Source organism: bacterium (assembly GCA_035529855.1).
GTDB lineage: Bacteria > RBG-13-66-14 > B26-G2 > WVWN01 > WVWN01 > WVWN01.
The window spans coordinates 1-16579 of sequence record DATKVX010000079.1 but is presented as its reverse complement, the minus strand read 5'-3'; the positions used below and the strand labels follow the sequence as shown (position 1 = coordinate 16579).

Sequence of the window (16579 nt, the reverse complement as noted above, 5' to 3'; positions counted from 1 at the left end):
CGTAAGTGGCGCCGCCGGCTCCCAACGGGGGCCATAAAAAACCCCGGGCCGCGAGGGCCCGGGGTTTGCTTGCGTACCGCGGCTCTTTAGAAGTCGTAGTTGAGGGTGGCCTTGAGCGAGTAACCCAACCGACCTATGTTGCTGTATGCCAGGTCGGGGCGGAAGCCGCTAAATTTGAAGCCTACGCCGCCCGTGTACTTGGCCTCGTCGTAGTTGAGCTTATAGCCGCCCCGGATGGCGACCATCTTCAGCGGCCACCACTCGCCGCCGAAATCCAACGTCTCGTCGCCGTCGTTGGGGTGCGCGGCGTTCACGCATAACGTCATGCTCTCTACCGGGTCGTAAGCCACGCCTAAGCGGACGACGACGGGCAAGCTGAAGGATTCGAATTCTTCCTCTTCGTAACTCTCGCGGGTCCGCTGAAGCTCGCGATAAGTTCCGCCGTATTGCATTTCCGGCCCTAGGTTCTGCAGCGTGATCGCCATGCGGAGGGTACGAAAGCCGGTCATATACTGCGTCCCCACGTCGAAGGCGACGCCCATCGCCGGGTCGACACCCTCTACGTCGCTGAACGACAGACGAACCATCTTGACCGTTCCCCCGACGGAGAAGCGGTCGGTCAGTCGCCGTCCCAGAGCGACGCCGGCGGCCATATCCATCGCGCCGAAGGTATTGCCGGTGCCGTCGGGATGTTGGACGGTGGTCTCATCCATCGAGCCGTACATCAAGGATTCAACCATAAAACCGACCGTGCCGAAGCCGAACCTGCGAGCGTACGCGCCGGCGACCATACGGGTATCGACTACCCACTCGTTGTCGCTGACCGTAATGCCCTGGTTCTCAACGTTGACCAGGCCGGCGGCGTTCCAGAATATGGCTTCCGGCCCTGACGCTATCGGGTCGTATGCATCGGCCATCGCCGCGGCGCGAGCGCCAACCCCGACGTTTAAGAACTTGGCGCCGGAGGTGCCCTCTTTGCCGGCGGCGAAAGCGCACGACGCACAAACCATCGCCAAAGCCGCATACGCCATTAGGATCTTACGCATCTGTCTTACCTCCCTTATTGGCTTTGGCGACCGACTAAGATGGCGAACTTCCCAAGCTTCTCGCCGTAATCGGGCGCATCAACGTGATAGATGTAGATACCGCTCGCCACCTGGACGCCCGCTTCGCCGGTGAGGTCCCAGCCTAAGGCGCCGAAGGTGACGTCGTTGTGTTCCAACATACGGACGAGATCTCCCGCGATGGTGTAGATCCGGACGGTGCACTTTTCCGGCAAGTTCATGAAGTAGATCTTGCCGAGGCGTACGCCGGAACCGGTCCACTCCTCCCAATCCGCGCTGCCCTTGTACGGGTTGGGAACTACACGGATATCGTCCATTACGTCGCGCGCCATCGGTAAGGGAATAACCTCTAGCGCGTTGACGTTCCTACCGCCCGCGGTCGGGCGGTCGCCGCCCTTTTCGGTTTTTCTACCGAAATCGTACCCCACGACGGCGTAGTAGTAGCGGGTACCGTTATTCAGGTCACCCGTGACGACGCCGGTCGCGTCCACGCCGTCCACCAACTCGTAATAGCCGGAAACCTTGCGCAACCGCACCGCGCCGCCCCCGCGGGTATTCGTCGGGAACGACCCACCGATATCCTCGAGAGCTACGGCCGTCTTTCCTTGTAAATCGGGTTCGTTACCCTGACCGGTGGGGACAACCTCGTTAAGAAAAAGCTTAGGCCGGTTCTTTACGCGCCAGCCCCAAGCGTAGAACCTCTTGTCGGCGTCCGGGTTATCGGGGCCTTTCTGGCTTAGCTTGTCTACCCACAGGACCGGTGTCCAGCCGGAGTCGAAGCCGACGTCGGAGCGCCACACGATGTAGCCGTCGAAATCCCGTAAGTCGGAACGGGGGTCTCTGTCGGTCTCGGTATTTTTACCCGCCTTGTAACGCGGGTTCCAGCGAATCGTTACCTGGTTGTCGCCGCGCACCCCCACCAAACGGGGCGACGTCGGCGGCGATACCACTTCCCAGTCGTCGCCGGTTCCCGGTAGGCCGTCGGGGCCCAGGAAGTCGGCGTACAGCGCATCCGAGTTCTTGCGCAGGCCGTTGAGGTCGGGGCCCATAATTACGCCGGTCCACCAGTGGAGGACCTCGTCGGGTTCCATCTCGAAGGGCCCGAAAGCCGGGTCGATGCGCCAGTCGTAGGCGGTGTTGATCTCCTCGAAGGTGCCGACGTCGATCATGTAGCCGTACTTGTAGGCGTCGGTATCGGGGTCGTTCATGATGTCCCAGGAGTGCTGGCTCGAGATCTCGATCAGGCTGTCGACCTTTTCGGCGTCGTCCATCCAGCCCATGACGCGGACGCCGCAATAGCCCGGCGTGTCGCGGGCTTCGCCGCCCTCGTCGTACATGTAGGCCATCATGCGGGGCCAGCCGTTCATTTCCTTGTCGATGGGCTTAGTGGCGGAAGTGGAGGTGAAGTTAACCGCGTCGTATTCGTCCGGTATGCCGTCGGGGAATTCCTCCGTCCAGTCGGCGCCCGCCCTGGTCGGGTTCGTCCAGAGGTCGTAGACCTCGTTGCCCTCGTAACCGACGAGGTCGTCGATGTAGTCGAGCGAGCCGCCGATGTCGATGTCGTACGCCAGCGAGATGTAGCAATCATCGAGAGTGCTCGAGTTCTTGTTGGTGAGCCAGCACTCGAGGACGATCCAGTCGTCGTGGCCGGGCGCGGACCAACAGATGCCGTGGTACTCGAGCTGGCACGGGATGGGGCCTCTTTCGCCCGCATGGGAGTCGTCGCATATGGCGTAGGAGTCAAGGTCGCCGGTGGTCTTGACGTACGACGGCTTCTTCTCCTCCCAGTTGCCCTTGTCGCTCATCAGCAGCTCGTTCTCCGTGGGTGGGAGCTCGTGCCACTCGGGGTCTGAGCCGCTGCCGATGGCCATAGCGCCGCTGACGTAAATCTCGCCGCTTATCAAGGTGCCGAACCACGTGTAACCGGCGTAGACGTAATGGACGCCGGAACCGCCGGGCCACTCGCCGTTGGTATCGCTCGTGCTGTCGCCGATCATCTGCTGGTTCCAGATCTTCATCCAGAAGTTATTGACGTCCAGGTAGTCAAACACCCGTACGTCCAATCCGCCGGGCCCGGCGCGAACGCCGTTCTTCATAGCCGCGGTCAAGAGTACAACCGCGCCCGCGGCCACTACACCCGTCAAGATTAGACGTGGTATCGGCCCTATTCGTCTTATTATCCTCAACTCTCCCCTCTCCTTTCTCGGAAGAGATTCGGGGGGGGAGGGGTCGCCGGCCTGGGCGACCCCCAACGTATTCGTTATTAGAGGAACCCTATGTCCAACCCGACGCGCAAGCGCAACGGGTCGCCAAAGCATTCCATATCGTCGTACGGGCCGTTCGGGTCGCCGTAGCGGTAGTACCACGGCAGCCAGTCGGAGCCCGCGCCGTCTCCTTCGTCCTCGCCGAAGTTGAAAACGTTTTCGCGGTTGAGGAGGTTGATAACCTCGCAGAAGGCGGTGTAGGTCAAGCCCCAATAAGTTACCGAGTACTCGCCCTTCACGTTCCAGTTCAACGTCCAGGGCATACGCTCGGAATTAATCTCGGGCTGGCCGGCTCCCGACGGCGGTTTGGAGTAAGGCATACCGGACCCGTAGGAGACGGTGGTATTGGCGCCGAAGTTGTGGATGCTGAAATTAGTCCGGTAGTCCAAGGTCAGGTCGAGCTTGTGGGTTTGGTCCCAGTTGAGCAGGTTCTCTTGGTTAGGAACGTTCCAGCCGCGGTACGCGTAGTTATAGCCCTGATAGTAGTTAGACGCGAGGCCCTTGGCCACGGAGAAGGTATATCCGAGATTACCGGAGAAGTGCCTCGTCATCCGTTTATCGATGGTGAGCTCCATGCCGCGCACCGAACCGAAATCGGCGTTCACGATCTTGGTGTAGTTCCAACCCTGCGCGTAGTTGATACGGTCGGTGTCGATGAGGTCCCGGATGTCCTTGAAGTACGCCGAGACCTTGGCTTTGAGGTCGTCGGTGAAGAGGTGCTCGACGCCGATCTCGTATTGCACCGTCTTCTGGGGCGCGAGGTCCGGGTTACCCATAATGGGGTACGCGCCGGTCAACTGCGTCTGCGTACTCTGGTAGAGGTAGATCAACGGCGGTACTTGGAAGAAGTGGCCGTACGAGAAGTGGAGTTTATCGCGGTCCGAGATCGGGTAGGAGACGCCCACGCGCGGGCTCACCTGATAGGAATTCTTCGCCTCGAGCCGCGGCATATCCCAATAGAAGCGGTACGGCGATGCGGAGTTGACTCCTACCAATTCCTCGCCGGAGGTCGGGCTGTGAGCGAAACCCCACCGGTAGTTGAAGGGGTCGTCGGGGTACGACGCGTTGGGGGCAAAGACGTCGAAACGCAACCCGATGTTAATTACCATACCCGAGTATTCCAGCTTATCCTGGAGGTAGGCGTGGCTTTCGAAGGGATAGACGTGGAAGATGTTGGTGTAGACGTTGGCCGGATAGGTCTGAACCTGGTAGAAGTTGACGTCTTGGTTCTTGAACCCCACGCCGCCCTTGATGACGTTCAAGGACAACGCGCGGTTGTCGCCGACACGGGCTATTTCGTACTGGAAGTCGGCCTTGCCGTCGAAGTAGACCTGGTCCCGCGTCTCGTAGATGGGAAAGTCGCCGGAGGTTACGAACCACCCGGTGGGGTCGGTTTTAACACGGTTGAGGTCGTAATCGGTCCAGTGCTTCCCGCCCGTTATGAGCGAACGGTTGTTCTTGAAGGTCGCGCCGGTAACGCTGTAATAGAAGCGGTCCGATACGTTATGCGTAACGTTCGCGCTCAACCGGCTGGACCCTTCCTTGCGGTAGTAGTAACCGTCGAGATTGTACTGGTACTCGTTCTTGAAGAGCTGGCGTTCTTCCCACGCCCGGCCGCCGCTCACGACCATACGCACCCGGCCGGTAGGCCTGATGGAGAGCTTGCCGTTGGCGTTCCACTGAATAGCGGGCTCCGGTAGCGGGTATACGCTCCAGTCGCGGGTGTAGTCACCGGCGGCGAAGTAGCCGAGTTCGTCGACGCCCGGCCAAATGGGGCCGCCGAACGAGCCGCGGTACTTGGAGTACTTGGTCTCGCGGGTCGCGGTGTGCCAAGATATGAGCGGGCTGGCAGGGTCCTCCAGGCCGGTCGACTCCAGCGCCTTGTGCGAATCCCACTCCCGCTTGGCGGTGTAAATCTCCTGGGTTACGCCTACCTCGCCGGTGTACTTGTCGCGGCCCTCTTTAGTTTGGATGTTGATAATCCCGGACTGCGCTTCGCCGAATTCGGCGTCCCAACCCGCGGTGATGACGTTCATCTGCTCTATGGCGTCGACCGGGATCTGCATGCCGGCGCCGCCGACGATGGGGTTGGTAATGTTCACGCCGTCTACGATGTACGCGATTTCGCTTCCGCGGCCGCCGCGGATGTGGAGGTTCAACGTAGACGCGTCGCTGGTCTCGTAAACGATGCCGGGCGTCCGAACAAGCACGTCGGCGAATTCATCGACTACCTGGGTATCGAGCTGCTCTCTGCCGATAATGACCTCGGTATAGGTCTCGGTCCACTTGATGAGAGGTTCTTCCGATTGGATGTAGACCGTACCCGTCGCCCCGCCGGACTGCAGTTGGAACGAAGCATTGGTCCTCAAGCCGGCGATGACCTTAACGCCCGTCCTAACCTGTTCGGTATAGCCTATACGCGACGCTTTAACTTCGAATATACCTACCGGGACCGGCGTGATGACGTAATACCCGTCAGCGTTCGACGTGGCAAATCGCTGCGCACCCTTTACGACGATAAAAACCCCGGATAAGGGCTCGCCGTTCTGGCCCGTTACCAAACCGGAAATCGTCCCGGTGTCGGCAGCGCCCGCTACGTTCGCCGCGAGCAATATCAACGCTGCCCCGGCGAGATTTCTCTTTAAATATTTTACGCGCACGCTAAGAGGACACCCCCTTTCGGATGTTTAGGGAACGTTGGCGTCCAGCGCCGTTGTTGTCGTACGTTGTTTAGAAAACCGTATATCTTATTCCTTAAAACCCTCGTTCACCTCCTAGCGCCGATTCGCAATATACCTTCGGGGCGCCCAGCCGGCCTTACCGCCCCGGCCGCACGCCTAATCTACCCAATCTAGTTACTTCCTTCGCTCAAAAACCTAACATACGCCTCGGAAGCGTGTCAAGCGAAAAAAACCGCCCGGCGCCCCTTCGCGGCGCCGAGCTAATTAGCCAAACAAAATGCACAACTACCCGTACAGTAACGCCCCTACGCGGACGCACTCACCTCCGCTTACCGGGCGCCCTTCCAAACACGGCGACTTAACGGCCCGCCGCGCCTGGGCGGCGTTCGCCGACCGGCCCCCCGGCGACCTAACTTATTCGAACAAGGCCTTGACCCGGCCCAGGGAAGCCGGCTCGACGCGGGCCGTAGACACCGGGCAATCGTAAACCCAGATGTATTCGTCCGGAGAGCCGCCGGAAGTACTCACGTACAAGCGGTGGGCGTAATAGGCGATGCCGTACGCGTACCGAACGCCGCTTTTCAAAGGCCAAGACTCCCGGATGGACCCGGCGGTCGTCATACCGAAGACCCAATTCGTGCTGGAGTTGGCGTACCAGATAAAGTTGTTGCGGTAATCCCAGGCGAGGTCGTACGCGTAATTCGTCACCGGCGACCGCCACGACGATATCAAGCTGCCCTTTTTATCGGAGTGCCACCAGACGCCGCTCAAGTAGCTCTGGTAGAAACCCTTAAGGGTCCCGATCCGGGTCTTGTCGTTCTCGGCGCATAAGCCGTACCTGTTGTCGCCGCCGCTCCATTGCCACGAGCCGACCAGCTTCCCGTTGGCCACCCGGACCTTCGCGACGTACCGGTACCCGTAGTTATTCAGGTGGAGGTAGCCCTGCCCCAACGTCCCGTCGCCCTCGTAACCAACCCCCCGGACGTACGGTTTCTCCAACGGCGGGAACGGGACCTCTATCGACCGTACAAAGAACCCGTCGGACCGCCGGAGGACGTTTATGGGGTAATCCCGGACGATGTCGTTATGGAACGAATATAGGTATTCGAGGTCCGCGGCCATGCCGTAATGGGTACTTTTACCGGCGTTGGGGAACGACGCTATCAACGACCCCATTCCGGCGAACGCCACGCTTGCCGTGCAAACCACCGCGGCTATTATCGCACGTTTAATGATCACGAATCACCCCCTAGGTTTTGGTAAAGGGCCAGTTAGTCCGTAACTTCAAAACATCCCGGAGCCCTTCCTCTACCCGCAAACGTTCCCGCGCACTAAGAACGTCTTCCCGTAGATACGCGCGGTCGAAACGCGGAATCCCCCTCCTCTAATACCGATTATAACCAAATAATTCCTATTGTCAAGACAAAAATAGCGGCCGCTGTTTTCCCGACCGCCCCGCGAACATCTAATCGAACAAAGCTTTAACGCGGCCCAACGACGTCGGCAAGACGGCGGGTTCGGACTCCCGGAAATACTGTATCCGGTGGTTACGCATTTCGGCCGTATAGACGCGAACCGCGCCCGGCGCAACGGCGACGCCGTACGCATAATTGAACTCGCCGGGGCCGCTCCCTCTCTTCCCCCACGTCCCAAGGAACGAGCCGGTAGGCGTGAAATATTGTATGCGGAAGTTGGCCAGGTCCGCCACGAAGACGGTGCCGTCGGGCGCCACGGCGACACCCGTAGGAACTTGGAATTTCCCGGGTGCGGCGCCGAGGCTGCCCCATTTCCCGAGAAAAGAACCGGCGGGAGTGAAGTACTGGAGCCGGTGGTTCTGAGTATCCGCCACGTAAACGTCGCCGTTGGGGGCGACGGCTATGGCACGCGGCAGGTTGAATTGGCCGTCGCCTTTACCCTCGGAGCCCCATTTACCCAGGAACGAGCCCGAAGAGGTAAAGTACTGAACGCGGAAGTTGTCGGTATCGGCTATATAAACTTTTCCGTCGGACGCCAGCGCCAACCCGCGCGGGATATCGAACTCGCCGTCGCCGGTACCGCTCGAGCCCCAAGCGCCGAGAAAAGAACCGTTCGCCGTAAAATATTGCACGCGGCTGTTGCCGCCGTCGGCCACGTAGACGCGACCGCCCGACGTTACGGCGAGGTGGCGCGGGTTTTTGAACTGGCCTTCGAGGGACCCGACCTTACCCCACTTACCCAAGAACGAACCGTCGGCGGTGAAATATTGTATCCGGTTATTGCTGGTATCGGCCACGTAGACGTTCCCGCCCGGGGCGCAAGCCACGCTGCGCGGGAAGTAGAATTGGCCGTCGCCGCGCCCTTCGCTACCCCAACCGCCTTCGTATACCCAGATGCCCCACGCGGCCGCGGCCGTAAACGCCGACGCCGTATAAGCTATTATTTTTTTCACGCCGTACTCATCCTCTCTCGGTTTTTCCCATTAATAAACCCTTTGGGAAAGCCGGTCTCACGCCGCAAGGCGACGACGCTTACACCTTATTTATAACGAACGCCGGCGCCTACCGTCCACCTATATCGTAACCGGTTCCAACCACGATGTCAAGGCCGGGGTAAACCGCGTCCAGCGAAAAAAGCCTTGATTTTCCGGCGGTCAGGTATTATATTGTGTATTATAAATTATGGCCGACTTGAACGCCAACGTCCTGTTACTCAACGCCAGCTACGAGCCTATGGCCATAGTAGGGCTCCGGCGTGCCGTGGGGTTGTTGTACCTGGAGAAGGCCGAGACGATCGAGACCAACGGCGTCGTGCTGCGGTCGCCCAGCGCCGAGTTCCCCGCGCCGTCGGTCTTGCGCCTCATGCAATACATAAATCCGGCCCGGCGCCGGATTAAGTTTAACCGTAAAAACGTACTCCGCCGCGACGGCTTCAGTTGCCAGTACTGCGGCCGCCAAAAGTCGGACCTCACCATCGACCACGTGATACCCGTCGCGGTCGGCGGCAAGCACGCCTGGGAAAACGTCGTCGCGTGCTGCCAGCGCTGCAACAACCTCAAGGCGGACCGCACGCCGGAGGAGGCGAGGATGAAGCTGCTCAGCCGGCCCAAGGAGCCCGCCTTCCTCCCCTACCTTCAAAAAATCTACGCCGCGGACCTCGCCGGCAACGTTCACTGGCGAAAATACCTTTTCCTCGATTAAGGGGGATGCCGAGATGCGTAAAGCCAACGCCACGGCACTCGTGCTCGCCATTATGGCCGCGGCCTTCCTAAGTTGCGGCCCGTATACCTTCAACCCCAACGTCCCGGGCTACATCAAATCGGTAGCCATACCGCTGTTTAAAAACCCCCGGACCTTCAAGTACGGCGCCGAGCGCGTATTGACCGACGCCGTCATCGACGAGTTCGTCGCCGACGGCACCCTCGACGTCGCCGGCGAGGACGTCGCCGACTCGAAGCTCCAGGTAGAAATCGTAAATTACAAGAAAGAGGCCCTGAGCTACGACGTCCAGGAGGTCGTCAAAGAGTACAACCTCGCCGTCGTCGTCTCGGTCACCTTCACGGACCTGATAAACAACCAGGTCCTGTGGCAGGAACCCTCGATGTACGAATCGGTATCGTACTACGCCATAGCGACCAAAGCCGAGACCGAAGACGAAGCCCTGGACCGCCTGGCCGAGGAGCTGGCCCGTAAGATCGTCAACCGAACGCTCCAAGGCTGGTAACCCGCCATGTCGGAAGAACGACTGAAGGCCTTAGCGCGCGACATCAAGGAAGGCCGGCTCGAGCCGGCCTATGTCTTCGAGGGCGACGACGAGTATCGAAAGTTCCGCGCGCTCGAGGCGTTGAAGAAAATCGTCGTGGGCGAATCGCCGGCCGAGATGGCGTTCGAGCGGCTCGAGAACGCCGCCGCGGCCGAACTGTGCGAACGCGCCCGCACCGCGCCGTTCTTCGTCGAACGGCGGCTGCTCGTCGGCACCGGCGTCGAGAAGTACGGCGACGCCGACCTGGCCGCGTTGGCCGAGTACGCCGCGGAACCGTCTCCCTCCGCGGTCGTCGTCTTCTGGGCCGAGGGGAAGCTGGACCGGCGCAAAAAACTGTTCAAGCTCTTCGACAAACTCGGCTCCGTCTACACGTTCGAGCACCTGACAGGTAACGCTCGCCGCGCCCGCATCGCCGCGGAGGCGAAACGGCTGGGCGTCAAGTTGTCGGACGAGGCCGCCGCGTACCTCGACTACGCGCTGGCGCCGGACCTCTTCACCGTCGTCCGCGAGCTGGAGAAGCTGGGCGCGTACGCCGGCGGCGAGGAGCTCTCGGCCGACGCCGTGGCCGACGTCGTCGCGGCGAGCCGCGTCGAAAAAGCCTACGACATGGTCCGCTACGTCGGCGAGGGCAGGTTGGGGCCGGCGCTGGAGGCGCTGCGCCGCCTGATGCTGGCCGGCGAGCGGCCCGAGTCGTTAATCGGCCTGTTCGCGCGCCAAATCCGATTCATCTGGCTCGCCAAGGAACTCTACGCCGCCGGCCTCGGCTCCTCCGAAATCGCGGCGCGGCTTAAGGTCCCGCCGCTGTACGTCAGCGAGTACGTCGACGCCGCCCGACGGCTCGACGCCGAGCGCCTGGCCGAGCTGCACCACCTCCTGGCCGAGCTCGACCGCGGCGTCAAGACGGGCCGCGTGCCCGCGGCCCTCGCGCTCGAGCTCTTCGCCGCCCGCGCCGCCGCATAATAAAAAAGCCCCCCGCGGGGGCTTTTCTCGTTTCACCGAAATAGTTATTTTTTATTCCTTGGGCGCGGCCGCTTTTTGCACCCGCCGCGCCAGGCGGGACTTCTTCCGCGCGGCGGCGCGTTTGTGAATTACGCCCTTGCGCGCGGCGACGTCGATGGCGCGTTGCGCGCGGCGGTACGCCTCGCTCGCTTCTTCCGGCGGGCCGGCCTCGACGGCGACCACGGCTCTCTTTACCGCCGTACGCGTCGCGCTGCGGACGGCGCGGTTGCGGTCGCGGCGCCGCTCGGATTGCCGATGTCTCTTCTTCGCGTGTCTCTTCGTTCCCAAGTCGTGCCTCCGCGTCCGGGGACCGTTGAACTAACAAAATAGCGGCGCCGTTAAGAGCCTAGCTGGGGGATTATATACTTTATTTAAGAACGCTTCCGACGCCCGGTTTTCGTAATCAACTTATACTTCGAATGGGTAAGTATAATTTACTCGATTTCGTTCGAAACGGCTTAGCCCCCGCCTGGATTATCAACGCGTGCCGGGACGAATCTATCTAGGGTAGATACGTCTTCAGTTTCTCGTTTCCAGAAATATATGCCCAAAAAGAATATTAGAACCGTATTCGTTAATAACAAAAAAACTACTACGGAGTCGTAAAAGTAAAAAAACTTTTCCATAAGGGCGGTAGACTTAATTAAAAACACCCTTATCAACTCGACCAAGAAACCGCCGAAAACCAAAACCTTCAAGTATTTATATATAAGCTCCGTATTTATCCTTGGGCGCCAAGCTGCTTCCTTGTCAACGCGAATAAGGAATACCTCGTTAATTTTCCTCTTCACCCGAGGCGACTTAGAGCCAAACTTCTCTAACACTGTGAAAATTAAACTAATAAACCCCGCATATACCGCAATAATTATAAAGGGGGGCGCTTCCCCGCAAATAAAACCGTAGGAATTACCGTCTTTCACAAGCCGACTCTCTTCGTTTATCCAAAGATTGCAAATTCATTTCCTGGAAAAACCTTGGGAAACCGTCGTACCAACCGCTATTAACCAACTCTTCCGTGTAGGCCAAAAGCCCTTTTTCGTCCCTGAAGTACGGTTTTATATCGTCAACCCTTTTCACGATCTTGATTCTATTATCATTAAACAAAATGCCGAGGTATTTTCTTAGCCTGAAGCTCCAAAGGACGCTGTCTCTAATAGGGACTACTTCCAGGGAACCCCAACCGGCGTTCGGCAGGTGCGGCTTCTCGATTATAACGTTATCCCCGCATAAGCAAAAGTGGAACGGAGGCGTGGCCTCGAGGTCTTCTATATACAAAATGTGGAGACTACTTTCCGTCCCGTATTTTCCTATTAAATCGATTATACGGTTACTACCGCCGTTTTCGCCGGATTTGTCGGAAATCATTATCCGGGGGCCGCAAAAAATCCAGACGTTCTTCCCTCGTCCAATGGCGCGTTCTAGAGATTCGAAAAACTCCTTACCGGCCAAAGCTAGGCTCAACTCGCCGGCGATTATGTATAGGTCATACTTATCGCGCTCTTCGCCGAGCTCGCGTTCCAACCACGCAATCGCCGGGCCGCTGGTCCCGGCGAGGTCGCTCTCGACTACGGGTTGTTCCATCACTGTCCCGTAGAGGAGTTTCAAAAAATTAGTGAAGGGATTTAAGTGCACGACAGCCCTCCCTCCCACCGACTTTTTTAAGTCGGTAATTTTAAAACTCGTAAGGAGCCGAATAGTAATTATTAAAGCTTTATTCCAGCACGGCAGTTTTACCCGAACGGCCTGATAATAATATAACATATCGTTACCATCGTGTCAACGATGAACCTAAAAATACTCATTCCCTAGTTTATTTTCCCGTCTACCGTAGCATCGGACGCGTAAACGATATTTGCCAAAACCCCGAATTTATTTTATATTAGTTACGGAAGGGACGCCCTAATGCTAACCCCCAAAGACGTAGACGTATCGTACCGCTACCTCCGCCGCAAGTGTGAACTCGAGCCGGAGGTCGCCGTCGTCCTCGGCTCCGGCCTGCCGCGCCCCGCGTTCGACGTCGTGTGCGAGGTCCCGTTCGCCGAAGTCCCGCACTTGGCGAAACCGAGCGTTGAAGGCCACCGCGGCCTATTCGCCTTCGGCCGTGCCGGCGACGTCGACGTCGTCGTCGCCGAAGGCCGCCTCCACCTCTACGAGGGGATTCCCGCCGACGTCGCGACGCTGCCGATACGCCTCTTCGCCCGGCTGGGCTGCCGGACCGTCATCCTCACGGGCGCCGTGGGCTCGCTGCGCGAGGAGTTTGGCCCGGGCAACGTCGCCGTCGTTCGCGACCACTTAAACTTCGCCGCGGCGTCGCCCTTCGCCGGCCGCCACGACGACGAGTTCGGGCCCCGCTTCGTCGCCGCCGCCGACGCGTACGACGCGGACATTCGCGAACGGGCCGAAGAGGTCGCCGAACCGTTGGGTTTCATGCTCAAAGAGGCCGTGTACGTCGGCGTCCCCGGGCCGCAATACGAGACCGCCGCCGAAGCGCACGCCCTCGCGAGCCTGGGCGGCGACGTCGTCGGCATGTCCATTCCCAACGAGGCGCTGGTCGCTCGCCAGGCGGGCCTGCGCGTTCTCGCGCTGTGCGCGGTCGCCAACGTCGCCGGCGGCGCCGCGAGCCACGACGACGTCCTGCTCGGCGCCGAGGAACCCGGCCGGCAAATCAAAACCTTGCTCGAGGCTCTACTTCCTACCCTCGGCGAGAAGTGATATAATATATACATGATACGCGCAGTCATATTTGACCTCGATAACACGCTCAACGACTTCATGAAGATGAAGGAGCGGGCGATAGAGGCCGCGGCGGAGGCGATGATCGACGCCGGCCTGCCCCGCCCCAAAGACGAAATTATCGCCGGCATAAAAGAGGTCTACGACGCCGAGGGGATCGAGTACCAGCGCGTCTTCGACCGCTACCTCATCGCGGCGTACGGGAAGCTCGAGCCGCGCATACACGCCGCCGCGGTGGTCGCGTACCGGCGCGCCCGGGAGGGGGCGCTGACGCTCTACCCCCACGTCAACGTAACGCTGCTCGAGCTGCTCCGCCGCGGAATCAAGCTGGGGGTCCTCTCCGACGCGCCGCGGCTCCAGGCCTGGCTCCGGCTCGCCTATCTGCAGCTGCACAACATCTTCAACGCCGTCGTCACGTTCGAAGATACGGGCGTGCGGAAGCCGGCCCCCCAGCCCTTCCGCCTCATCCTGGACGAGCTGGGCGTCGCGGCCGAGGAAGCGCTGATGGTGGGCGACTGGCCGGCCCGCGACGTCGAGGGGGCGCGGGCGCTGGGCATCAGAACCGTCTACGCCCGCTATGGCGATACCAGCGGCGAACGCTGCGCCGAGACGGACTACGCCGTCGACGACATAGCCGACGTCGTCCGCATCGTCGACGAGTTAAATGAAGAAGCCGAGGAAAGCTAACGTCGCGGTGACGATAATCGTCGCGGCCTGCCTCGCCGTCGCGACCTATATCGGCATCCAGGGTATTATATCCGCGCGCGCGCCCGGCGCCGCGGACGAGGCCGCGCGCAAGAAGGCGTTCGAGAAAGCCCAGGCCGAGGGCAACCTCTCCTTCGAGGAGGCCAAGTACTGGCACCGCCTCGAGCCCCCGGCCGACGAGGGAACGCCGCCGTGACGGCGCCGGCGGTAGAGTGCGAGCTGTGCCCGCGGCGCTGCGTCCTCGCCAACTACCAGCGCGGCGACTGCCGCGTCCGCGTGAACGTCGACGGGACCCTCTACACGCTGGTCTACGGCAAGCCCTGCACTACCCACGTCGACCCCATCGAGAAGAAGCCGCTGTTCCACTTTCTCCCCGGGACGGCGATTTACTCCATCGCCACCGCCGGCTGCAACCTCCACTGCAAGTACTGCCAGAACTGGGAGATAAGCCAAACGGACCCCGAGGACGCGCGCAACGTCGACCTCGAGCCGGCGCGCGTCGTCGCCGAGGCCGAGCGCACCGGCTGCATCTCCGTCGCCTACACCTACTCCGACCCGATTATATTCTACGAGTATACGCTGGAGGCGTCGCGGCTCGGCCGGCGGCGGGGCCTGAAGAACGTCCTCGTCACCGCCGGGTATATCGAACCGGCGCCGCTGCGCGAACTATGTAAGGTGTCCGACGCGGCCAACGTCGATTTGAAGTCGATGTCGGACGACTTCTACCGCGACGTCTGCGGCGGCCGGCTCGAGCCGGTCCTCCGCTCGCTCAAGATAATGCGCGAGGAGGGCCTCTGGCTCGAGGTGACCAACCTTCTTGTGCCGGGCCTCAACGACGGGCCGGCGGCCGTCGCGGCGCTCGTGCGATGGGTCCGCGATAACTTAGGCGCCGAGACGCCGCTGCACTTCTCGCGCTTCTACCCGATGTACAAGCTGGCTAACCTCCCGCCGACGCCGGTGGCGACGCTGACGATGGCCCGCAACGTTGCTCTCGAGGAAGGGTTGAAATATCCGTACGTGGGGAACGTTGCCGGCCACCCGGGCAACAATACGTATTGCCCGGGCTGCGGCCAGCCGGTCGTCGAGCGCCACGGCTACCAGATTTTGGCGTACCGCCTCGACGGCGACAAGTGCGCCAAATGCGGCGCAACGGTCGCCGGCGTCTGGGCCCCGCCGCCGGGGGACGTGCGGTGGGTGCTATGACATCGCACGCCGCAACTTAGAAGCCTATACACTTATTGAGAAATACCGGAAGGAGGATAACATGGCGCAAACGAACTTGAAAAAAAGTATAGCGGTCTTCGCCGTACTACTCTCTTTACCAATACTTAACTGCGGAGACGGTGAAGACGATAGCGAAAAGCCCTCGCGTGAAGACGGGGCTACGTTGGTCTACTCGCCGCCGGATGGGGCGAGCGCGCAAAACCCCGCTATCTCGCCGGACGGTGAATACATACTTTTCACTCTGTTCCACCACGGTTACCAAAAAGGCCCAGCGGGTCTGTACCTCTACTCGAATACATACCGGTCGGCAACCGCCCTATTAGACGACGAAGACTTCAACGCCATAAATAGGTCGGGGATATGTTGGACCGCGGACTCCGACAAGGTTGTCTTTTCGTCGAATTTCACCCCGGGGTACGGCATTTGGACGATTCGGCGCAACGGAAAGGAATTGGAGCACGTAATAACTCACGCCGAGAAAACGGTCTCCTTCGTAAGCCCCGGTTTTAGCCCTATGGGCCAATCGGTTGTTTTCGAGTATTACTCCGGGGAAGGGAAATACGCTAATCGCGTCGTTTGCCGCGTAAGCGTTACGGGAGAGGGTTTTGATATAATTTCGAAAAACACCATAGGACAATGGCAGGACGCGTCGCCGAATTGGTCCCCTACGGGGAACCTTATCGTATTCCAACGCCGGGAGTACGGAGAAGATGAAGCGGATTGGGACATATATACGATGGACCTTTTCGGATCCGATGTTAAGGCTCTAACCGACAACGAGGGACAAGATATAGACGGTAGTTGGTCGCCGGACGGTTCCCGTATCGTCTACGCAAGCGGTGAAGGAGGCTTAACGGTAAAAAGGATCTTTACCATCTCTGCCGGAGGGGGAACCCCGGTGCGCATTACGAACGACCCGGATTACGATGACCGCTCGCCTTCCTGGTCCCCCGACGGTAAATGGATAGTATTCGAATCGCGGCCTACGAACCAAGAAAATACCCCGGCGTCACTCTGGCGGATAGCCGCTCCCGAAGCCGATTAGTACTCCCGAGTTAGTTCGAAGGCTGGGCCCCGCCGCCGGGGGACGTGCGGTGGGTGTTTTGAGTTCAAACGAAAACCGGCCTCCCGGCCGGTTTTTTATTCCCCCTCCCCCGTTGACCTCCGCGCC

Annotated in this window: 16 protein-coding genes; 8 read left to right on the top strand and 8 right to left on the bottom strand. The window is 60.0% G+C overall.

Annotation, left to right across the window (positions count from 1 at the left end; all coding sequences use genetic code 11):
* Nucleotides 1-86 precede the first annotated feature (86 nt).
* The 5 genes from VMX79_08385 to VMX79_08365 form a co-directional block, all read right to left on the bottom strand.
* Nucleotides 87-1046: a PorV/PorQ family protein gene (locus VMX79_08385; GenBank protein ID HUV87115.1), complete on the bottom strand. Its 960-nt coding sequence runs from the start codon at nucleotides 1044-1046 to the stop codon at nucleotides 87-89.
* Nucleotides 1047-1060: 14 nt separating this feature from the next.
* Nucleotides 1061-3160, bottom strand: coding sequence for a hypothetical protein (locus VMX79_08380; protein HUV87114.1), 2100 nt, complete (start codon nucleotides 3158-3160; stop codon nucleotides 1061-1063).
* A 167-nt stretch (nucleotides 3161-3327) separates the two neighbouring features.
* Entirely contained in the window at nucleotides 3328-5988 is a 2661-nt protein-coding gene (locus VMX79_08375; GenBank protein HUV87113.1) for a TonB-dependent receptor, read from the bottom strand.
* 435 nt (nucleotides 5989-6423) lie between these two features.
* The gene (locus VMX79_08370; GenBank protein HUV87112.1) at nucleotides 6424-7248 is read right to left on the bottom strand and encodes a hypothetical protein; all 825 of its coding nucleotides are present in this window, start codon (nucleotides 7246-7248) and stop codon (nucleotides 6424-6426) included.
* A gap of 226 nt (nucleotides 7249-7474) precedes the next feature.
* Nucleotides 7475-8437, bottom strand: a complete 963-nt coding sequence (locus VMX79_08365; GenBank protein HUV87111.1) for a 6-bladed beta-propeller — start codon at nucleotides 8435-8437, stop codon at nucleotides 7475-7477.
* A gap of 229 nt (nucleotides 8438-8666) precedes the next feature.
* Here VMX79_08365 and VMX79_08360 point away from each other — a divergent pair, with 229 nt between their 5' ends.
* Genes VMX79_08360 through holA form a run of 3 tightly spaced genes read left to right on the top strand, consistent with a single transcriptional unit; the run spans nucleotide 8667 to nucleotide 10707 of the window.
* Entirely contained in the window at nucleotides 8667-9185 is a 519-nt protein-coding gene (locus VMX79_08360; GenBank protein ID HUV87110.1) for an HNH endonuclease, read from the top strand.
* Nucleotides 9186-9198: 13 nt separating this feature from the next.
* On the top strand, nucleotides 9199-9708 hold the full coding sequence (locus VMX79_08355; protein HUV87109.1) for an LptE family protein: 510 nt from the start codon (nucleotides 9199-9201) through the stop codon (nucleotides 9706-9708).
* Nucleotides 9709-9714: 6 nt separating this feature from the next.
* Complete coding sequence (gene holA / locus VMX79_08350; protein HUV87108.1) at nucleotides 9715-10707, top strand: DNA polymerase III subunit delta; 993 nt, start codon at nucleotides 9715-9717, stop codon at nucleotides 10705-10707.
* Between the two features lie 51 nt (nucleotides 10708-10758).
* Here the strand turns inward: holA and rpsT are convergent, their stop codons facing one another.
* From rpsT to VMX79_08335, 3 genes are all read right to left on the bottom strand, one after another.
* Nucleotides 10759-11034, bottom strand: coding sequence for a 30S ribosomal protein S20 (gene rpsT / locus VMX79_08345; GenBank protein HUV87107.1), 276 nt, complete (start codon nucleotides 11032-11034; stop codon nucleotides 10759-10761).
* Between the two features lie 170 nt (nucleotides 11035-11204).
* A complete protein-coding gene (locus VMX79_08340) occupies nucleotides 11205-11666 on the bottom strand; it encodes a hypothetical protein (protein ID HUV87106.1) in 462 nt (153 codons plus the stop codon).
* On the bottom strand, nucleotides 11653-12507 hold the full coding sequence (locus VMX79_08335; GenBank protein ID HUV87105.1) for a hypothetical protein: 855 nt from the start codon (nucleotides 12505-12507) through the stop codon (nucleotides 11653-11655). Before VMX79_08335 ends, VMX79_08340 begins: the two co-directional genes overlap by 14 nt.
* A gap of 141 nt (nucleotides 12508-12648) precedes the next feature.
* On the opposite strand from VMX79_08335, the gene VMX79_08330 reads away from it, so the two are divergent.
* The 5 genes from VMX79_08330 to VMX79_08310 all read left to right on the top strand — a co-directional run bounded on the left by VMX79_08330 (nucleotide 12649) and on the right by VMX79_08310 (nucleotide 16453).
* Nucleotides 12649-13458 (top strand): purine-nucleoside phosphorylase, encoded by an 810-nt coding sequence (locus VMX79_08330; protein HUV87104.1) that lies wholly within the window; start codon nucleotides 12649-12651, stop codon nucleotides 13456-13458.
* 12 nt (nucleotides 13459-13470) lie between these two features.
* Nucleotides 13471-14166 carry an HAD-IA family hydrolase gene (locus VMX79_08325; protein ID HUV87103.1) on the top strand — a complete coding sequence of 232 codons (696 nt, stop codon included), beginning with the start codon at nucleotides 13471-13473 and terminating at the stop codon, nucleotides 14164-14166.
* Nucleotides 14144-14380, top strand: a complete 237-nt coding sequence (locus VMX79_08320; GenBank protein ID HUV87102.1) for a hypothetical protein — start codon at nucleotides 14144-14146, stop codon at nucleotides 14378-14380. Before VMX79_08325 ends, VMX79_08320 begins: the two co-directional genes overlap by 23 nt.
* Complete coding sequence (gene amrS, locus VMX79_08315; protein ID HUV87101.1) at nucleotides 14377-15387, top strand: AmmeMemoRadiSam system radical SAM enzyme; 1011 nt, start codon at nucleotides 14377-14379, stop codon at nucleotides 15385-15387. Before VMX79_08320 ends, amrS begins: the two co-directional genes overlap by 4 nt.
* Before the next feature lie 61 nt (nucleotides 15388-15448).
* Nucleotides 15449-16453, top strand: a complete 1005-nt coding sequence (locus VMX79_08310; GenBank protein ID HUV87100.1) for a hypothetical protein — start codon at nucleotides 15449-15451, stop codon at nucleotides 16451-16453.
* The last annotated feature ends 126 nt before the right edge of the window (nucleotides 16454-16579 follow it).